Genomic DNA, 19,701 nt, shown 5'->3' with positions numbered 1-19,701 from the left:
GATAGTCCGTTGCTGAACGCAAGCCAAAAAAACCGCCCTTTCGGGCGGTTTGAAAAACTCGGCCTTGATCAGAAACCGAGGGAGAAACTGATGGTCATCGCGTGGTCCTTGTCGTTGCGTGAGAGCTGACCGGAGTAGCCCAGGCCCAGCTTGCCGTTGGGGGTGATCTGGTAATCGATACCGGCTTCCAGCACCGCGCTGTCTTTGGCAATCGGCACGCCTTGGGTACTGAACGAACCACCACCATTGATGAAGCTCAGGTCGGCATCCGGTTTGGTGTCACCAAAGGCGTGACGCCAGCCGATGCTGCCCCGTGGGGTGATTTTCGTGCCGTTGCCCAAGCTGATGGTCTTGCCGATACGCAGGCCCAGGGTAGAGAACGTGACGTCCTGATCGGCGTCGCCCTTGAGGGCTGCGGAGCCGCCTTTTTCCTTGATGGTGTCGGTGTCGTAGTTGACGTAGGCCAGGCCTGCGAACGGTTCCAGGGCCACACCGCCTTGCTCGAAGGTGTAACCGACTTCACCGAACACCTGTGCCGTACGGGCCTTGTAGTCAGCCTTCAGGCGCTGGCTGACAGAACCGATGGCGACATCACGTTTGCTGTCGACGTCGTTCCAGCTGTAAGCCACACCCATGCGAGCGGCGAAGGCTTCTTGCTGGTACACGGTGTAGGCCATCAGGTGGTAGCTATCCACTTTGGCACTGGAGCTACGGCGATTAACGTCAAGGTCGCTGCGGGTGTAACCGGCAGCCACACCGGCACGCCAGGCGTCATCCAGTTGTTTGTCGGCACCCAACAGGAAACCACCGAGGTTGCGATTCAGCTTGGCTGTGCCGTCGTCGCCACCCATATGGCCCCAGGCGCCAAGAGCACGTATCCAGCCAACGATCTCATCGTGGCAACCGGCACTGCTCAGGCGGTTTTCGCTAGGTGCCAGGCTGTTACGTGGATCGTCCTCACGCAAGCAACCCTGCTGACGCATACGCTCGTTGGCCGCGTCACGAATGTAACGCGAATCCTCAAGCATGGCGCTGGCGGTACTGGCGTGGATTTCACCCGAGAGGCTGTCGAAGGCCGCACGCGCACTCGCGGCGTTGCCGCTGAGCAACGCGTTTTGCACCGCTGCACCGCCCACTGCCGGGCCGCTGCCCAACGCAGCCGCTACGGCCCGCTGGTTACCGGTTGCCGCCACGCTGGCGTAGCTGACGTTATTACGACTGACGGCCAGCGCAACCTGGTTCGGGCTGTAGTTGAGTGCGGTGTTGAGGAACGCCAGGTTATCCAGGTTAGTGGTGTTGAAGGTGCCGTTGACCCCACCGCTGGCGGTCAACAAGGTGTAGGTGGTAGGCCCGGCATACGGTGCCAGGTTGACCACATTCAAGGTGCCCGCCAGGTTGGCCGTGCCGCCGACCGCCAGGGAGCCTGCAACCGATGGGGTAATGACCAGGTTCAGTGCACCATCAGCAGCGTTGGTGAAGTTGCCCGCCACCGTCAGCTTGCCGCTGTCAGGCGTGACCGAGCCGTGGTTGACCAGAGAGCCGACGCTGCCATTACCGGTCAGGCCCGCACCGTTGGCCACCGTGACCTGCCCACCCAGCACAGTGCCAGGGTTGGCCGCATCACCGACTTGCAACACGCCTTGATCCACCACCACGGTCCCGCTGAACGGCTGGTTGCCAGTCAACAGCAACGCGCCTGTGCCTTGCTTGACCACGGCACCGGTACCCGTCAGTACACCGTTGAAGCGACCATTGCTGTTTTGTGCAAACAGCAGGCGGGCGTTGTTGCGGATGTTGCCCCGCAGGCTGGTGGTGTTACCCGCCAAGGTACCGCCACTGACGGTGGTGCCGCCGGTGTAGGTGTTGGCACCGGTCAACAGCAAGGTGCCGGCATCCAGTTTGTTGATACCGCCGGTGCCCACCAATGGCGCATCGATTTGCGCGGTGACACCCGCGTTAACTCGCACGGCTGCCAGGCTGCCATCCGGCGCATTGGTCGGGCTCAGGCTGCCGCCTGTGCCGGCCACCAGCGTGTAACCCGGGTCGAGCACTTGCAGGCCGGTAAAGGCTTGGTTGCCCGCCACGGTGACGGTCCCGCCCTGCCCGCCAAACACGGCGAACTGGTTAGTGGACGCCTGGCCCTGGGTGCCGTTCGGATCGGTCCAGTTGGTGCCTGGGCCCCACGTACCGCTACCGCCGGTGATGGTCCCGTTAGGGTTGGTGGTGCCGCCGTTCCAGAACTGGATTTGCCCGGGTGTGGTTTGCACCAGCAGGTTGACCTGATTGGCCAGCGCCGTTTGCAAGGTCAGAGCCCCCGGAACGATGCCGGTGGGCAGCGTGCCGTAAGCCAGGCCGTTGTCGGTCAGCGTGCCGCCGTAGCGGAACAGTTGATAGACACCGACGCCGAAGCCGCCCGCGTCCGTGACGTTAAGCGTGCCGTCCAGGGTCAGGTTGCTGCCGACGTTGACCGCCGTGGTGGACGCACCCGGAGCGCCCAGGGCGAAGTTCAGGTTGGTCCCCGAAGACAGCGCCAGGGAGCCCACGGACAATGGTGCGGTACCGCCGCCACCGGCCAGGGTCGAACCATTCTCCATGGTCACCGCACCTGCCAGTGAACCGCTGCCGCCCAGAGACGCGCCGCTGGCGACTTGCACCGCCCCGCTGTTCAGGGTGCCGTTGACCAGCAAACCGCCGGCCGCAACATGGGTGTTGCCGGTGAAGGTGTTGTTGCCGGTCAGCAGCAGGTTGCCTGTGCCGTTTTTGTTCAGCACACCGGTGCCGGTAAGGTTACCGGCGTAGGTACCGTTGCTGCCTTGCTCAAAGTTCAGGGTCGCATTGTTGACGATCGCCCCTTGCAGGCTGCTGGTGGTACCACTGGTGATGCCTGCGTTCAACGTCGTGCCGCCACTGTAGGTGTTAACACCGGCCAGCAGCAGCGAACCGTTGCCGTTTTTCACCAGGCTGCCGGTACCGCTGACCACGCCGTTCAAGGTCAGGTCGTTGCTGCCGGCCAGGGTCAGCGGGCCGCCGAGGTTGATGGCGTTGGCCAGTTGCAGGGCCGAAGCGCCGTCCAGTTGCGCAGCACCGCCGACACTCAGGGCACCACTGCCCAGAGCGCCGTTGTTGCCGAGGACCAACTGGCCGGCGTTCAAGCCGGTGCCACCGCTGTAGGTATTCACGCCGTTGAGGGTCAGGCTTGAAGCACCGTTTTTCACCAGACTGCCGCTGCCGCTGACCACACCGTTGAGGGTCAACGCATTGGAACCGCCGACTGCCAGCGCACCGTTGAGTACCGTGGTGTTGGCCAGGGTCACGGCGGTGTTGCTGTCAAGCGTGGTGCCGTTGGCGGCCGTCAGTGCGCCAGTCCCCAGGGCGCTGTTGTTGCCCACCACCAGCTTGCCGCCATTGAGCGCGGTGCCGCCGGTGTAGGTGTTGGTGCCGTTGAGCACCAGGGTGCCCGTGTCGAGCTTGGCCAGGGTACCGCCGCCGGTGAGGGTCACGCCGAGGGTCGCGGTGGCATTCGGGTCAACGCGGATCGCCGTGTTGCCCGTGCCGCCGTTGACCAGGGTCAGCGAACCGCCAGCGCCGGAGGACAGGTTGTAGCCATCGGTGACGAACTGCATGCCGGTGATGGCTTGCGCACCGTTGACCGTCACATTACCCGCCGCGCCCTGGAACACTGCAAAGCTGTTGCCCCAACCTTGATTGACGGTGCCATCAACGTTGGTCCAGTTGGTGGTGCCCGTGCCCCAAGTGCCGTTGCCGCCGGCGATGGTACCGTTGCCGGCCAATTGGCCACCGTCCCAGAACTGCACGGTGGTATTCGGCGCGGTCACCAGCAAGTTGACCTTGTTGTTGATCGCGGTCTGCACTTGCAGATCGCCCGGTGCCACGCTGCCTGGGACCGTACCAACGGTCAGGCCATTATCGGTCAGGGCGCCGCCGTAGTTGATGAGGTTGTAGACGCCGCTACCAAAGCCGCCGATATCGGTGACGTTGAGATTACCGTCCAACGTCAGGTTGCCGCCGACATTCAGCAGACTGCTGCCACCTCCCACGGTCGGAGTACCCAGGCCGACGTCGAGGTTGGCGTTGGCGCCAAGTGCCAGCGAGCCTACCGACAAGGTGCTGCCGGAAGTCAGGCCAATATGGCCGCCATCGGCCACCGTCACCGCGCCTGCCAGCGAACCGGTACCGGTCAGGGTCGCGCCGTTGTTGACGCCGACCGTGCTGCTGGCCAGGGTTCCGCCAACATTCAAGGTGCCGCCGTTGACGTTGGCCGCACCGCTGATGCCATTGGTGCCGGTCAGGTTGAGCGTACCCGTGCCGTTCTTGTCGAGGTTGCCGGCGCCGCCCAGTGAGCCGCCGAAGGTGTTGTCCAGGTTACTCCCGCCCACCGCCAGGGTGCTGCCGCCCGCCACTTGCACCGCACCGTTACCGGCCAGGGTGTTGAGGTTGGCATTGCCGCCCAGGTTGAGGCCCGCGCCGGTGCCGACGGTCACGCCGGAGGTGTTGCCCAGGGCACCATTGCCGACCGTGGTCAGGTTGCCACCGAGGACACTCAATGGCCCGGTGAAGGTGTTGTTGCCGGTCAGGGTCAGGTCGGCCGCGCCATTTTTGATCAGTGCAGCGTTGCCAGCCAGGGTACCCGTCAAGGTCAGGTTATTACTGCCTGCCACTGTCAGATCGCCGTTGAGATTGACCGAGTTGGCCAGCACCAGTGGCGCGCTGTTATCCAGGGTCGCCGCACCGCCAACCGTCAAGGCGCCGGAACCCAGCGCCGTGGTGTTGCCCAATGTCAACGAACCGGCATTCAGCGCGGTACCGCCGCTGTAGGTGTTGGCGCCGTTAAGCGTCAGGTTGGCGCCACCGTTTTTGATCAACTGCGCAGTGCCGTCAACTACACCGTCGAGCGTCAGGCCATTGCTGCCGGCCACCGTCAGGTTGCCGTTAAGCGTGGCGTTGTTGGCCAGCACCAGCGCCGCACTGTTGTCCAGCGTGGCAGGCCCGTTGACTTGCAAGGCACCGGTACCGATGGCGGTGTTGTTGCCAAGGGTCAGGGAACCTGCATTCAGTTGGGTACCGCCGACATAGCCGTTGGCACCGTTGAGGGTCAGGTTGCCCGCCCCGCCTTTGGTCAGGCCGCCAGCGCCGGTGACCAGACCGTTGAGGGTCAGGTCGGCGGTACCGAGAATGCCCAGGTTACCAGCCACACTCACGTTATTGGCCAGGGTCACAGCGGTGTTGGTATCCAGGGTAGTACCCGCTGCGGCATTCAGCGCGCCTGCGCCAAGTGCGGTGTTGGAGCCGAGGACCAGGCCGCCGGCGTTCAGCGCAGTGGGTCCGGTGTAAGTGTTGGCGCCGTTCAGGGTCAAGGCGGCAATGCCGTTCTTGATCAAGCTGCCGGTGCCGGCCACGGTACCCGCCAGGGTCAGGGCGTTAGTGCCACCCACGGTCAGCGCACCGTTGACGGTGACGCCATTGGCCAGGGTGACCGCTGCGTTGCTGTCCAGGGTGGTGCCGTTGGATGTGGTCAGCAGGCCCGTACCCAGGGCGCTGTTGTTACCCACAATCAGCGTACCGCCATTGAGGGCCGTGCCGCCGGTGTAGGTGTTGGCGCCGTTGAGCACCAAGGTACCGGCGTCGAGTTTGGCCAGGGTGCCGCCACCATTGAGGGTTACGCCCAGAGTCGCAGTCGCGTTGGGGTCGACCCGCACGGCTGTGTTGCCGCCTGTGCCGTTGAACAGGGTCAAGGCCCCTGCCGTGCCGCCCACTACGTTGTAGCCGTCAGTGACAAATTGCAGGCCCGTGATGGCTTGCGGACCGTCCACGGTGACAGTACCGGCCGTGCCTTGGAACACCGCAAAGCTATTGGGTGCCCACGCCGAGTTGAACGAACCGTTGACGCCGGTCCAGTCGGTGCCGGCGCCATTCCAGGTGCCCGTGCCACCGTCCACTGCGCCGTTGCCGGAGGTCTGGCTGCCGTCCCAGAACTGCACGTTGGTGTTGCCGCTGACCAGCAGGTTGATCTGGCTGCCGACAGCCGTTTGTAAATCGAGGCTGCCCGCAGAAGTGTTAACCGGCAGGCTGCCCAATTGCAGACCGTTGTTGGTCAGGGCGCCGGTGTAGTCAAACAACCGGTAAATCCCCGCGCCGAAACCGCCGATGTCGCTGACATTGAGGGTACCGTCGAGGGTCAGGTTGCCGCCGACATGCACCAACGCCGTGCCGCCAGTGGATGGAGCACCGAGGCCCACGTCCAGATTGGCGTTGGCCCCCAGTACCAGGCCGCCTACCGTCAGGGTGTTGCCGGAGTTGACCGCCAGGTGGCCGCCATCGGCGATGTTCACCGCCCCCGCCAAGGTGCCAGTGCCGCCCAGGGTAGCGCCGCTGCCGACGCCCACGTTGCCGCTGGCCAGGGAGCCGTTGACGTTCAGAGTGCCGCCGCTGACCTGGGTGTTGCCGGTCAAGCCATTGATGCCGCCAAGGGTCAGCGTACCGGTGCCGACCTTGTCCAGGCCGCCGGCGCCATTCAAGCTGCCACCGAAGGTGCTGCTCAGGTTGCCACCGCCGATGCTCAGGGTATTGCCGCCACCAATTGCGGCGGTGCCACTGCCGGTGAGACTACCCAGGCTGGTCGAAGCACCGAGGTTCAGAGACGCGCCCGTCGCAAGGTTAACCCCCGCGTTGTTACCCAGTGCCGCGGTGCCAATGGTGGTCAAGCTGCCCGCCTGCACATCGAACAGACCGCCAAATGTGTTGGCGCCACTGACCGTCAGGTCGGAAGCACCGGTTTTGATCAGGCTGCCGGTGCCGGCCAGTACGCCGGCCAGGGTCAGGTTGTTGGTACCGCCGACGGTCAGGCCCGCGTTCACATTGAGGTCATTAGCCAGCACCAGCGGTGCCGTGGTGGCCAGGGTTGATGCACCGCCGACAGTCAAGGCACCCGTACCGAGTGCCGCTGCACCCCCCAGCGTCAGGGTGCCCGTATTGAGGGTAGTCCCGCCCTGGTAGGTGTTGACGCCATTAAGGGTCAGGTCGGCTGCGCCGTTTTTGGTCAGGCCGCCCGTGCCGCTGAGCACGCCGCCCAGGGTCAGGTCATTGCTGCCGGCCACTGCCAGGTTGGCGTTCAGCGCCACATTATTGCCGAGGGCCAGCGCCGTGTTGTTGTCCAGGGTCGAAGCGCCGCCGACAGTCAGACTGCCCAGCCCGAGGCCCAAGGTATTGCCTACGGTCAAGGTGCCCGCGTTGAGGGTGGTGCCACCGAGGAAGCCGTTGGCTGAATTGAGGGTCAGGTTGGCCGTACCGTTCTTGGTCAGGCTGCCGATACCCGCGACGGGACCGTTCAGGGTCAAGTCGGCCGTACCGCCAATGCCCAGGTTGCCTGCCAGGTTGATCGCGTTGGCGACGGTGACAGCGGTACTGGCATCCAGGGTGGTGCCGCCCGCAGCATTCAGTACGCTGGTGCCCAGCGCGGTATTAGACGCCAGGATCAGCCCGCCGGCATTCAGCGCGGTGACGCCGAGGTAGGTGTTGGCACCGCCCAGGGTCAGGTTCGCAGCGCCATTTTTGATCAGGCCGCCAACGCCATTGACCACGCCATTCAAGGTCAGCGCGTTGCTGCCGCCGACGGTCAAGTTACCGGCAAGGGCAACGTCATTACCCAGAGTCACTGCAGCATTGCTGTCCAGTGTCGTGCCCAGCACGGCGGTCAACTGGCCGGTGCCCAGCGCAGTGTTACTACCGACCACCAAGGTGCCGCCATTGAGCAAGGTGCCGCCGGTGTAGGTGTTGGCACCACCGAGCACCAGGGTGCCGGTGTCGAGTTTATTCAGGGTGCCGGCGCCATCGATATTCACGCCGATAGTCGCGGTAGCGCCTGGATCAACCCGCATCGACACATTGCCGGTACCGCCATTGATCGCAGTCAACTGCCCGCCTGCACCACTGACCAGGTTGTAGCCATCGGTGACAAACTGCAGGCCGGTAAAGGCTTGCGGACCTTGTACGGTGACGGTCCCCGCCGCACCGGTGAACACCGCAAAACCGCTGGCCCATGGTGAGTTGGTCAGGCCATCGGCCGATGTCCAGTTGGTGCCGCCGGCGGTCCAGGTGCCGATGCCGCCATCCACTACGCCGTTGGCGGCGGACTGGCTGCCGTCCCAGAACCGAGTATTGGGCGCCGATACCACCAGGTTGACCTGGTTGCCGACGGAGGTTTGTACCAGCAGATCGCCAAGGCCGTAGCCCACGGGAACACCGGCCACCGTCAGCCCACCGGTCAGGCCACCGGTGTAGTTGATCAAGCGATACGTGCCTGCGCCAAAACCACCGGCATCGGTCACGTTCAGGTTGCCGGCAAGGTTCACGTTACCGCCGACATTGAGCAAGGACGTGAGAGACGGCGCACCCAGGGCGACATCGAGGTTGCCGCCCGCGCCCATGTTCAGCACGCCAGCGGACAAGGTATTGCCGCTGCTCAAGGCCAGGTGGCCGCCGTTGTTGATATTCAGTGTGCCCAGTACCGAGCCGGTGCCGGTAAAGGTGCCGCCGCTGTTGACGTCGACCAGGGCACTGCCCAGGGAGCCGGTGAGGTTCACGGTACCGCCGTTGACGGCAGTGTTGCCGGTGAGGCCACTGATACCGGTAAGGTTGAGGGTGCCGGTACCGACTTTGGTCAGCCCGCCGGTGCCGGAAAGGCTGCCGGCAAAGGTGCTGTCGCTGTTGACGCCGCCCACACTCAACGTGGTGCCTGCGCCAATCTGCAAACCACCGCTGCCGCCCAGGGTCGCCAGGCTGCTGTCGGAACCTAGATTGAGGCTGGCACCGGCGCCGATGTTAGCGCCGGAGGTGTTGCCCAAGGCGCCGGTGCCGACGGTGGTGAGGCTGCCGGAGAGCACATTCAACGGTCCGGTAAAGGTGTTGTTGCCACTCAAGGTCAGGTCGGCAAGGCCGTTTTTGATCAAGCCGCTGGCGCCGCTGATCACCCCGCCCAGCGTGAGGTTGTTATTACCCGCCAGCGTCAAGTCGCCATTGAGGGCGATGTTATTGCCCAGGACGAAGGGCCCGCTGTTGTCCAGGGTCGCCGCACCGCCGACGGTCAAGGCACCGCCGCCCAGTGCGCCCCCACTGCCCAGGGTCAGGGTACCGGCGTTGAGGCTGGTCCCGCCCTGGTAAGTGTTGGTGTTATTGAGGGTCAGGTTGCCCGCGCCATTCTTGATCAGGCCGCCAGCGCCGCTGATCAAACCACCCAAGGTCAGGGCGTTGCTGCCGCCAAGGGTCAGGTTAGCGTTCAAGGCCACGTTGTTGCCCAAGGTGACCGCTGTGTTGCTGTCCAGGGTGGCCGCGCCACCAACGGTCAGGCCGCCCAGACCCAGTGCGGCGTTGCTGCCTGCCGTCAGGGTACCCGCATTGAGGGTGGTGCCGCCGAGGTAGCCGTTGTTGCCATTGAGCACCAGGTTGGCGGTGCCGTTCTTGACCAGGCTGCCACCGAGACCATTGACCACGCCGTTCAAGGTCAAGTCGGCGCCGCCGCCAATGTTCAAGGCCCCGCCCAGATTGAACAGGTTGTTCAGGCTAACGGCGGTATTGGCGTCCAGCGTGGTGTTGGCTGCCGCGTTCAACGCGCCAAGGCCCAGGGCGGTATTGGAGCCCACGACCAGTTTGCCGCCGTTCAGCGCGGTGTTGCCCAGGTAACCGTTATTGCCATTGAGGGTCAGGTCGCCAGTACCGTTTTTACTCAGGCCACCGACGCCATTTATAGCGCCGTTGAGGGTCATGGCGTTGCTGCCGCCCAGGTTCAGCAGGCCGCCCAGGTTGACGCTATTGCCCAGGACAACGGCAGCGCTGGCATCCAGTGTGGTGCCGGCCGATGTATTCAATGCGCCGGAACCCAAGGCCGTATTGGAACCGACAATCAGTGATCCACCGTTCAACGCAGTAGGGCCGCTGTAGGTGTTGGCACCGTTGAGGTTCAGGCTCGACGCGCCGTTTTTGATCAACCCGCCCACGCCGGCGATCACGCCACCCAACGTCAGGGGATTGGTGCCGTTGAGCGTCAAGTTGGCGTTGAGGTTGATGGCGTTGTTGGCGGTCAGCGCAGCGCTGGTGTCCAGGCTGCTGGCGCCGGCCACGGTCAACGTGCCAGTACCCAGCGCCGCGCCGTTACCCAGGTTCAGGCCACCGGCGTTCAGGGTAAGGCCGCCCTGGAAGGTGTTGGCGCCATTGAGGGTCAGCAGGCCCGCGCCGTTCTTGATCAACTGGTTGGTACCACCGATCACGCCGCCCAGGGTCAGGCCGTTGGTACCGGCCAGGGTCAGGTCCGCGTTGAGATCGATACCGTTGGCCAGGGTAATGCCGGCCGCATTATCCAGGGTGCCTGCACCACTGACGGTCAAGTTGCCGGTGCCCAGTGCGTTGTTATTGTTGACGGTCAAGGTCCCGCCATTGAGGACGGTACCTGCGAGGAAGCTGTTGGCGCCATTGATAATCAGGTTGGCCGTGCCGTTTTTGGTCAGGCCGCCTGTGCCACCGATTGCACCGCCCAAGGTCAGGTTGTTGCTGCCGCCTAGGTTCAGGTTACCCGTGACATTCACGGCATTGCCCAACGTCACCGCCCCACTGGTGTCCAGGGTGGTGTTGTCGGCGGTATTCAAGGTGCCAACCAGGCCCAGGGCGTTATTGCTGCCCAGGATCAAAGAGCCTGCGTTGAGCGCCGTATTGCCCAGAAAGACGTTGTTGCCGCTGAGGGTCAAGGCGCCGGTGCCGTTTTTGATCAAGCCACCGATGCCGCCAAGGGTACCTGCGAGGGTCATTGCCTGGCTGCCGCCGAGCGTCAGGTTGCCCGCCAGGTTGACGGCGTTGGCCAGCGTGACACCGGTGGTGGCATCCAGGGTGGTGCCTGCCGCCGCATTCAAGGCGCCCGTACCCAATGCGGTGTTGGAGCCTACCAACAAAGTGCCGCCGTTGAGTGCAGTAGGGCCTTGCTGGCTGTTGTTGCCGGTCAGGGTCAGAGTCGCTGTGCCGTTCTTGATGATCCCGGCAGTCCCGGAGATCACCCCGCCGAAGGTCAGCGGATTGCTGCCGACGGTGGTCAAGTTGGCGTTCAGGGTCACGTTGTTGTTCAGCGTGGTCGCGGCGGCGGTGTCCAAGCCAGCAGCACCGTTGACAGTCAAGGCACCCGAGCCCAGGGCATTGACACTGCCGAGGGTCAACACACCGGCGTTCAAACCGGTAGGGCCGGTGTAACCGGCGTTGTTGCCACTCAAGGTCAGGCCGCCGCTGCCATTGACGTTGAGGCCACCGGCACCGGTGAGGTCGCCGCTGAGGGTCAACGCTCCAGTGCCGCTGGTGGTCAAGCCACTGTTGAGGGTGAACGCGTTGGCCAGGCTAACGGTACCGGGTGCGGCCAGGGTTGACGCCCCGGCGACCGTCACACCACCCGAGCCAAGCGCCAGGGCGTTGCCCACTTGCACACTGCCGGAGTTCAGCGTGGTTCCGCCGCTGTAGGTGTTGGCGCCATTGAGGATCAGTTGGCCAGTGCCGGACTTGATCAGTGGGCCAGTGCCCGAAAGCACGCCGCCCAGCGTCATCCCGTTGGCGCCCAGGATACTCAAGCCGCCCGTGCCCAGGCTCATCAAGTTACTGAGCGTCAGGCCCGCATTACTGGCTTGAATCGCCCCGCCATTGGAGGTCAGGACGCCGCTGCCGAATGTGCCGTTGTCGTTGAACTGTGCAACACCGCCATTGAGGGTCGAACTGCCGCTCACCAGCGGCCCTTGCAGGGTCCAGGTACCGCTATTGACGGTCAGGTTGTTGAAGTTGACGTAGTTGGCGCTCGAGGCCGTAGAGGCGCCCGACGTGCCCCCGCCAACGCCGAGTGGGTTTTGCAGGATCAACGAGTTGCTACCGCCCAACCCGCCATCAATCTGGCCGGTCGGGGCGAACCCCAGATTGATGCCTATCAGGCCGCCAAGATTGAGCCCGATGCCACCAGCAGCAGACACAGTGGAACCTGTGACCGCCGTAAAGGTGTTGGTGCTAGCAGCGCCCATCGACAAACCGCCGGCGATGTTGCCGCTGTTAAGGAAGGTGTTGCCGCCTGCCGAGGCCTCGAACGCCATACGCCCGGTTACCGTACCGGTGTTGGTCATGTTCACCTGGGAGCCACCCTGTACTGCTATCACCGGCGCGTCGGAAGAAAACAGGCTCAGGCCGAGCAGTGCGGTGGAGCCGATGCTACCGTTGTTGGTGATGGTGGTGGTGCCCGTGGCGCCGTTATTGATATTCAGCGCCATGCCGCTGAGGGTACCCAGGGAGCCACTCAGAAGGCCCGAGGTCCCTTTCATGACACCGGTTGCAAGGTTCGTGACATTCACCGTACCCGACGCGCCGCTGCCAATCACCGTACCGTTGCTCAGCAGGGTGACCAGCCCCAGTATCGACGGGTCGATGGTGCCCGAGTTATTCAACGTGATGTTGTTACCCGACAGCGCCATCGCGGTCCCACCCAACAGCGCATTGATGGTGGAGCCAACGGTCACACCGACCGTCAGGTTATCCACGGCGCTTGCAAAGGTATTGTCCTGAAAGATTGTCGCAGTGCCCGAACAGCTCACGGTATCGCCTACCGACGGGCTGGCCGGCGTGCACGCCGCCAACGCTTGCGGGCTTGCCAGGCCGATCACCAGACCAGCAACACCGAGACGAATAGCAAGATAGAGAGGAGAAATACGAGGTGCAACGGCAGTAGCAAGTCTTCTTTCCACGTTTAGCTCCTTGGTGGTCCAAACCTTTCGTCCATGAGTGCGCAGAAGCCCCGATAACCCATCCAGGTACGCATCAAATTCGAACAGCCCGGCCATGGTGACAACTGATCTGATTTGTCAAAACGGTAGCCGTCCGCACAAAAGTCATTGAAATAAATGGTATTAATACTTTCGTCCTGTTTCCGTCAGAAACGCCTGATATCCAATGAATACGGGTGGCAAAGGGCTATCCTTCGGCAAAAATTCAGATTTCAAAACGTAAAAAAGCGCTCTAATAGCGCCCTGTTGATTCGGTAAAAGATCCTGGAGTACGCAATGCCCCATGAAGGCAACCTGTTACAAGCAGCCGTGGTGTTCCTCTTCGCCGCCGTGCTGACCGTGCCGTTGGCCAAGCGCCTGCAACTGGGCGCGGTGCTGGGCTATCTGCTGGCCGGCGTGATCATCGGCCCATCGGTGTTGGGCTTGGTGGGCAACCCACAAAGCGTCGCGCAGTTCTCCGAACTGGGGGTGGTTTTGCTGCTGTTTATCATCGGCCTGGAACTGTCGCCCAAACGGTTATGGGTGATGCGCAAATCGGTGTTTGGCGTCGGCCTGGCTCAAGTGTTGCTCACCGGCACGGTGATTGGCGTGGTAGCGCTGTGGGGCTTTGGCCAGTCATGGAACAGCGCGATTGTGCTCGGCCTCGGCCTCGCGTTGTCGTCCACCGCTTTCGGCCTGCAAAGCCTGGCCGAGCGCAAGGAGCTGAACCAGCCTCACGGGCGACTGGCGTTTGCCATCCTGCTGTTCCAGGACATCGCGGCGATCCCGCTGATCGCCATGGTGCCGCTGCTCGCCGGCGGCGACCACACCACCACTGCGGCCCAGGACCTCAACCACGGCTTGCAGGTATTGGGCAGCATCGTCGTGGTGATCATCGGCGGACGTTACCTGTTGCGGCCGGTGTTTCGCATCGTCGCCAAGACCGGCCTGCGGGAAGTGTCCACTGCCACCGCGTTGCTCGTAGTGATCGGCACCGCGTGGTTGATGGAGTTGGTGGGCGTGTCCATGGCCTTGGGCGCGTTCCTTGCCGGCTTGCTGCTGGCGGACTCCGAATACCGGCATGAACTCGAATCACAGATCGAGCCGTTCAAGGGCCTGCTGTTGGGGCTGTTTTTTATCAGCGTGGGCATGGGCGCCAATATCAGCCTGCTGTTCAGTGCGCCCGTGATTGTGCTCGGGCTGACGCTACTGCTGATCGGCATCAAACTGCCGCTGTTGTTTTGCGTGGGCCGCCTGGCCGGTGACCTCAACCGCGAAAGCGCGCTGCGCCTGGGTGTGGTGTTGGCGGCAGGCGGTGAATTTGCCTTCGTGGTGTTCAAGATTGGCCGAGACCAGGGCCTGTTCGAACCTCACCTGTACGACATCCTGGTACTGACCATTACCCTGTCGATGGCCGTGACACCGCTGCTGCTGTTGCTGTGCCCGAAGCTGTTCAAGCCCAAGAGCAAACCCGTGGACGTACCGGAAGAATACCGCGCCATCGAAGGCGATACGCCTCGCGTGGTGATCGCCGGTATGGGCCGGATGGGACAGATCGTGGCGCGGATCCTGCGGGCGCAAAATATCTCGTTTATCGCCCTCGACACCTCGGTGGAAACCATCGAACTGACCCGTAGTTTCGGCGGCATGCCGGTGTTCTACGGTGACCCGCAGCGCCCGGAAATCCTCCACGCGGCGAAGGTCGACCAGGCGGAATTCTTCGTGATCGCCATGGATGACCCCGAGATCAACATCAAGACCGCCGAACTGGTACGCAAGCTCTACCCGCACATGAAGATCATTGCCCGGGCCCGTAACCGCCAACACGTTCATCGCCTGGTGGACCTGGATGCGCAACCCGTGCGCGAAACCTTCTACTCCAGCCTGGAAATGAGCCGCCGTACCCTGTTGGGCCTGGGCTTGAGCCAGGCCCAGGCAGATGCGCGGATCACCCGTTTCAAAAACCACGACCTGCAACTGCTGGCCGCCCAACATGCGGTGTATGACGACGCCGCCAAGGTCATGCAGAGCGCCCAGGAAGCCCGCACGGAACTGGCGCGGTTGTTTGAGATGGATCGACTGGAAGAAGAATCCGACAAGGCCTGAGGATGGATTTGAACGATTTTGCGAATTTTCTGACAGAATGCAGCGCAATTTCGTTCTTTCCTGGAGAGCTTCATGGCCACCCTCAGCAAGACCGCAGCCCTCTTGGCCCTCGCGTTGACCGTCGGGTTCAGCGCCAGCCAAGTGTTTGCCGCCAGCAAACCGGCCGCCCAGAAAGCGGCCACACAAAGCATCTCGACCCTGGGCGGCAAGTTCACCTTCAACTTGCCCAAGGACTACGTCGGTGATGCGTTGCCAACGGGCAATGAAGCTGACGGCACCGCCGGCACCAGCGGCACGATGTACGCGAACCAGGCCACGAAAAGCGTAGTGATCGTGGCCGAGACCGCGCGTAACGATGGTGTGATCATCAAGGACAACGACCCGCAGTTCCTCGACGGTGCCGTCGCCGGTTTCGTCAAGGACCAAAGCGCGGCCCTGCCGGACTTCAAGAAACAGGCCGAGAAGAAACTGACCGTCAAGGGCCTGGGCCTGCGCCAAGTGGACAGCACCGCGACCATGGGCGGTGGCAAGACGTTGAACTCGACCTTCCTCGCCGGCTCCGGCAATCATCTGCTGGTGATCCAGGCTATTTCACGGGCGGATGATGTGAAAGGCCATGAGGTGTTGGTGAAGCAGATTACCGGCGGTAAGTAATCCAGTTTTATCAACAACACCGATCAAATGTGGGAGCGGGCTTGCTCGCTCCCACATTAGTTCTGCATTCACACAGCCAATACCGCCATTACCGAAGACTGTTTTCCAGCCAGTTCTTCAGGTCCTGCAGTTCCGCCTCGCCTATGGTGTGGATCATCCCCGGATAACCGTGAAACTCAGGCTTCAAGGAAAGCCCTTGCAGCACCTCATTGGCCCGGGTCGCCGACACATACGGCAGCGCCTGATCCAGCGTCCCATGACCTATAAAAATCGCCAGCTTTTCAAGCCGCGCATCAGGCTTCAACTCAGCCTTGAGCACCGGCAGCAAACTGCCGCTGAGCGCTGCAATTCCCCGCAACGTCTCAGGATGTCGCAACCCCACCTCGTAGGACATGATCGCCCCCTGGCTGAACCCCACCAGAAACACCCGATCGCTTTCGGTGTGATATTTACGCGTGGCCTGGGCGACAAAATCACCAATCAATTTGGCGCTGCTCTGCAAGTCGGCGGTCTCGCCGTCGTAATCGCCATCCCCCGGCGTCTTGGTAAACCAGCGATAGCCATGGGGCTCCACTGGCAGCGGTGCACGCGCCGACAAATAGGTCCAGGTCGATGGCAGCCGATCCCGCAGGCCGAACAAGTCCTGCTCATTGCTGCCATAGCCGTGCAGGAAAATCACCAGCGGCTGGTTGCGTGCGTCATTCTGGGTCTGCTCCAGATAAAGCAGCGGCAAGTCGGTGTGCAGCGTATCGTCAGCCTGAGCCATGCCGGCAAACAGGGCCAGTGCGAGGGCGATCGATCTGAGCATGGAAGTGAACCTCTAGGGCTTGCGCAATAAATAAGTGTCCATGATCCAGCCGTTGGCCTGTCGCGCCGCCTTGCGTACGCGCTCGATTTCATCGGCCACCTCAGCCACCTTGCCGCTGATCAAAATCTCATCCGGCGTACCGAGGTAAGCGCCCCAATAGATATCCAGACCCTGATCGGCCACGGTACGGTAGGAGTCCTCGGCATCGAGCATCACCACCAGGGTGTCGGCATCGCTGGCCTGTCCTGCCGCCAACCGGCGGCCGGTGGTGATCTCGATGGAGCGACCGATACGGTTCAACGGTACTTTATGCTGGGCCGCCAGGGCCTGGACACTGGTGATGCCGGGGATCACTTCGAATTCAAATTCACAGGCGCCACTGGCCAGGATCGCCTGCAAGATACGGAGGGTGCTGTCGTACAACGCCGGGTCGCCCCAAGCCAGGAATGCGCCGCACTCACCGTCGGCCATTTGCTCGTTGATCATCCGCTCGAAGGTCTGTTGCTTGTCGCGGTTGAGGTCCTGGACGGCAGTGGTGTAGTCGATTTCGCCACGCACCCGCTCGGGGCAATCGGCCTCGACGAAGCGGTAAGCGTGGCCGGCGTTGATATAGGTCTCGCAGATTTCCCGGCGCAGGTCGATCAGCTTGTCCTTGCTCTGGCCCTTGTCCATCAGGAAAAACACGTCGGTACGGTTGAGCGCCTTGACCGCCTGCATGGTGATGTAGTCGGGGTTGCCGGCGCCAATGCCGATGATCAGGATGCTCTTCATGGGAAAGTCTTCATGGGGTGTTCTCAGTGCGGGAGGCCGATTTTGCCATGTTCGTAGCCCTAGGTGGCGTGAGTTTCCAGGCGCAGGCGCCAGACGCCGTTGAAACGCAGCTCGGTGGATGACAATGGCTCCACATCAATCCGATTGAACATCGCCAGCGGGCCTTGCATGACATGCAGCAACGCGGCGCGAATCACAAAGGGATGCGTCACCGCCAGCACATGGCCCGGTGTCTGCTCCAGCGATTGCAGCCACCGCCCTACCCGCTCGCACAGTTGCGCCACGGATTCACCGCCATGGGGCTTGGCGGTGCAGTCCGTCAGCCAGGCCTGCAAGGCGTCGGGTTCGGCCCGCTGGATTTCGTCGAGACCCATCCCTTGCCAACGCCCGAAATCACAATCGCGCAGGGCCGCGTCAACTTGCGGGGACTCGCCAAACAACATCGCCGTTTGCCGGGTTCGTACCTCGGGGCCACAGAGTAAACGGGGCGCGCGCTTGAAGCGGCCGGCCAATGACAACGCCGCCGACTGCCACGCCATCTCCAAGGGTTCGTCCAACGCGAAGCGGGCGCGTTTTTGAGCCGGCGTACTGGCATGGCAAATGAGGGTCAAGCGGGTGGCCTGCATCGAAAATCGCCCTGGCATCAAGGTAAAGGACGCATCCTGACACAGGAACACCCTTCTCTGTAGCCGTCCTTACAACCCCGGACGCGCCAGGTAGAGCACCTCATACCCCCTGCCGGAATGGTTGTCCTCCCGTGCCTTGGCCGACAAGGTAATCCGCACCAGCTTCCACGCCTGGACATCCAGTGCCAGGAACACCGCAACATTATCGCTGCCGTCAGCCACCTGTTGATTGCGCGCCTTTTCAGCTGCCAGCACCTGCGCACGATCCGCCCCCGGCGCCAGCGCCCACTCCTCCCGATACAAACTCAAGGCGTTTTGCGCCGGGCCCCGTCGCAGGTCCAACGGTAGCCAGGATTCGATGTGTGGTTGGCCAAAACTGTCGAGGACTTTTTGAAAGCGCTCGCCCAGTAAAAAGTCTGCCGCAGCCAAGGGATCGGACCACAGGTACACCGAGGCATACAGGTTTCCCACGCCTGCACCCTGCCCTCGCGTTTGGGCAATAAAGGCCTTGAACAACAACCCCTCAGTGTCATCCCACAACGGCCCCAGTTGCGCCGCGCGTTGACGAATGACGCCCATGTCGTAATCGGCGGGCAGGCGGTGTGAATACTGTTTGGCGAACATGCTGGCGCTCCTGTGCAAGATGAGTGTTGAGCTTGCGCAGGCTCAATGATTTTATCAAGATATCGCTAAATATAGGTGTGATAAGGAATGGAAATGACCGACACACTCAAACCTCTGGATATCGACACCGTGCAAGCGTTCGTACTGGTGGCGGATTTCGCCAGTTTCACTCGCGCAGCCCAGGCTCTCGATACCTCCCAGGCCGCCATCAGCCTCAAGCTCAAGCGCCTGGAAGAACGCCTCGGTTATCGCCTGCTGGAGCGCACGCCCCGGCATGTGCGCCTGTCGCCTCAAGGTGAGCAGTTCATCGTCGCCGCCCGCGCTTTGCTCAATGCCCACGAACGGGCTTTGGGTGATATGAGCGCCAGCGCAACGCGACGTTTGGTGATCGGCATCAGCGACCACGTCGCCGGGCCTGACCTGCCGGTATGGCTCAGCCGCCTGGCCGCCTACGACCCGCTGGTGATCCTGGAAGTACGGATTGCCTCCTCCCGTGACCTGGTGGCGGCCTTCGACCGCAACGAACTGGACGCCGTGATCGTACGCAACGAGGGCGACCGTCAGGACGGTGAAGTGCTGGTGGTGGAGCGCTTTGGCTGGTTCGCCGCGCCCACCTGGCAGCACACGCCCGGAACGCCATTGCGCATGGCGACCATGGCCCCGCCCTGCGGTGTACGACACCTGGCAGTGCGGGCGCTGGATGAGGCGCGAATCGACTGGACCGAGGTGTTTGTCGGCGGCGGCGTCATGGCCGTGGGTGCAGCGGTCAGTGCCGGTTTGGGCGTGGCCGCCCTCGCCCGTCGCGTGGCACCAGCGGGTGCGGTGGACGTGAGCGCACAGTGGGGATTACCCGCGCTGCCCGTCAGCGAAGTCGTGCTGTACAGCCGGATCAGCGACGGACGCTCCAGGGAAACGTTACGGGCGTTGAGTGCGACGTTCAGAGGCGTTCTGGAACGCTAAGGCCACTTGAACACCTCACCGTCGTTGCGCCTGCACCTCAGGTGCCTGAAAAATTTCCTACCCAAGTTGACGAACGGTCTTGCGAATGTTCAGATGCCGCCCAGTTTCAGGTGCCTCATGCCGCCGTGCATGGGGTGAAACGGGAAACCGGTACGCTCTTTCCGAGCCAGTCCGGTGCTGCCCCCGCAACGGTATACGAGTGACCCCTTCGACACACCACTGTGGCCAAACCGCCATGGGAAGGTGAAGGGATCGAGCCTCGTGAGCCCGGAGACCGGCCTGGAATTTCTGTTTGGCAAAATCCTGCGGTGGGCGGGCATGGGCCGGTATTGGCGTGTGCTCGATGCCTTCTCCTGCGTGCTTCTGC

The 19,701-nt window shown here is 62.7% G+C and carries 8 protein-coding genes and 1 riboswitch; of the genes, 3 read left to right on the top strand and 5 right to left on the bottom strand.

Going from position 1 to position 19,701, the window contains the following annotated elements; genetic code table 11:
- Positions 1–68: 68 nt before the first annotated feature.
- Positions 69–12,767 carry an autotransporter-associated beta strand repeat-containing protein gene (locus tag GNF76_RS25630; protein ID WP_343037850.1) on the bottom strand — a complete coding sequence of 4,233 codons (12,699 nt, stop codon included), beginning with the start codon at positions 12,765–12,767 and terminating at the stop codon, positions 69–71.
- A 315-nt stretch (positions 12,768–13,082) separates the two neighbouring features.
- On the opposite strand from GNF76_RS25630, the gene GNF76_RS25625 reads away from it, so the two are divergent.
- Positions 13,083–14,891: a monovalent cation:proton antiporter-2 (CPA2) family protein gene (locus GNF76_RS25625; protein WP_155585867.1), complete on the top strand. Its 1,809-nt coding sequence runs from the start codon at positions 13,083–13,085 to the stop codon at positions 14,889–14,891.
- Positions 14,892–14,963: 72 nt separating this feature from the next.
- Positions 14,964–15,545, top strand: a complete 582-nt coding sequence (locus tag GNF76_RS25620) for a DcrB/PsbP domain-containing protein (RefSeq protein ID WP_155585866.1) — start codon at positions 14,964–14,966, stop codon at positions 15,543–15,545.
- A gap of 88 nt (positions 15,546–15,633) precedes the next feature.
- Here GNF76_RS25620 and GNF76_RS25615 read toward each other — a convergent pair whose 3' ends face one another.
- The 4 genes from GNF76_RS25615 to GNF76_RS25600 all read right to left on the bottom strand — a co-directional run bounded on the left by GNF76_RS25615 (position 15,634) and on the right by GNF76_RS25600 (position 18,374).
- The gene (locus GNF76_RS25615) at positions 15,634–16,353 is read right to left on the bottom strand and encodes an alpha/beta hydrolase (RefSeq protein WP_155585865.1); all 720 of its coding nucleotides are present in this window, start codon (positions 16,351–16,353) and stop codon (positions 15,634–15,636) included.
- A gap of 12 nt (positions 16,354–16,365) precedes the next feature.
- Entirely contained in the window at positions 16,366–17,124 is a 759-nt protein-coding gene (gene cobF, locus GNF76_RS25610; RefSeq protein WP_155585864.1) for a precorrin-6A synthase (deacetylating), read from the bottom strand.
- Positions 17,125–17,183: 59 nt separating this feature from the next.
- Positions 17,184–17,750: a histidine phosphatase family protein gene (locus GNF76_RS25605; RefSeq protein WP_155585863.1), complete on the bottom strand. Its 567-nt coding sequence runs from the start codon at positions 17,748–17,750 to the stop codon at positions 17,184–17,186.
- Between the two features lie 69 nt (positions 17,751–17,819).
- Positions 17,820–18,374, bottom strand: coding sequence for a DUF4865 family protein (locus GNF76_RS25600; protein WP_155585862.1), 555 nt, complete (start codon positions 18,372–18,374; stop codon positions 17,820–17,822).
- Between the two features lie 93 nt (positions 18,375–18,467).
- On the opposite strand from GNF76_RS25600, the gene GNF76_RS25595 reads away from it, so the two are divergent.
- Positions 18,468–19,334: a LysR family transcriptional regulator gene (locus GNF76_RS25595; protein WP_155585861.1), complete on the top strand. Its 867-nt coding sequence runs from the start codon at positions 18,468–18,470 to the stop codon at positions 19,332–19,334.
- Between the two features lie 91 nt (positions 19,335–19,425).
- A riboswitch (cobalamin riboswitch) is annotated at positions 19,426–19,631 on the top strand.
- Positions 19,632–19,701 lie beyond the last annotated feature (70 nt).

Source organism: Pseudomonas spelaei (assembly GCF_009724245.1).
Taxonomy (GTDB): Bacteria; Pseudomonadota; Gammaproteobacteria; order Pseudomonadales; family Pseudomonadaceae; genus Aquipseudomonas; species Aquipseudomonas spelaei.
The sequence above is the reverse complement of the archived record's forward strand: the minus strand, read 5'-3'. Positions and strand labels throughout refer to the sequence as shown.

Coding starts and splice junctions, on each gene's coding strand:
- GNF76_RS25625 (WP_155585867.1), top strand. CDS start 13,083: ATGCCCCATGAAGGCAACCTGTTACAAGCAGCCGTGGTGTTCCTCTTC.
- GNF76_RS25595 (WP_155585861.1), top strand. CDS start 18,468: ATGACCGACACACTCAAACCTCTGGATATCGACACCGTGCAAGCGTTC.
- GNF76_RS25620 (WP_155585866.1), top strand. CDS start 14,964: ATGGCCACCCTCAGCAAGACCGCAGCCCTCTTGGCCCTCGCGTTGACC.
- cobF (WP_155585864.1), bottom strand. CDS start 17,124: ATGAAGAGCATCCTGATCATCGGCATTGGCGCCGGCAACCCCGACTAC.
- GNF76_RS25615 (WP_155585865.1), bottom strand. CDS start 16,353: ATGCTCAGATCGATCGCCCTCGCACTGGCCCTGTTTGCCGGCATGGCT.
- GNF76_RS25600 (WP_155585862.1), bottom strand. CDS start 18,374: ATGTTCGCCAAACAGTATTCACACCGCCTGCCCGCCGATTACGACATG.
- GNF76_RS25605 (WP_155585863.1), bottom strand. CDS start 17,750: ATGCAGGCCACCCGCTTGACCCTCATTTGCCATGCCAGTACGCCGGCT.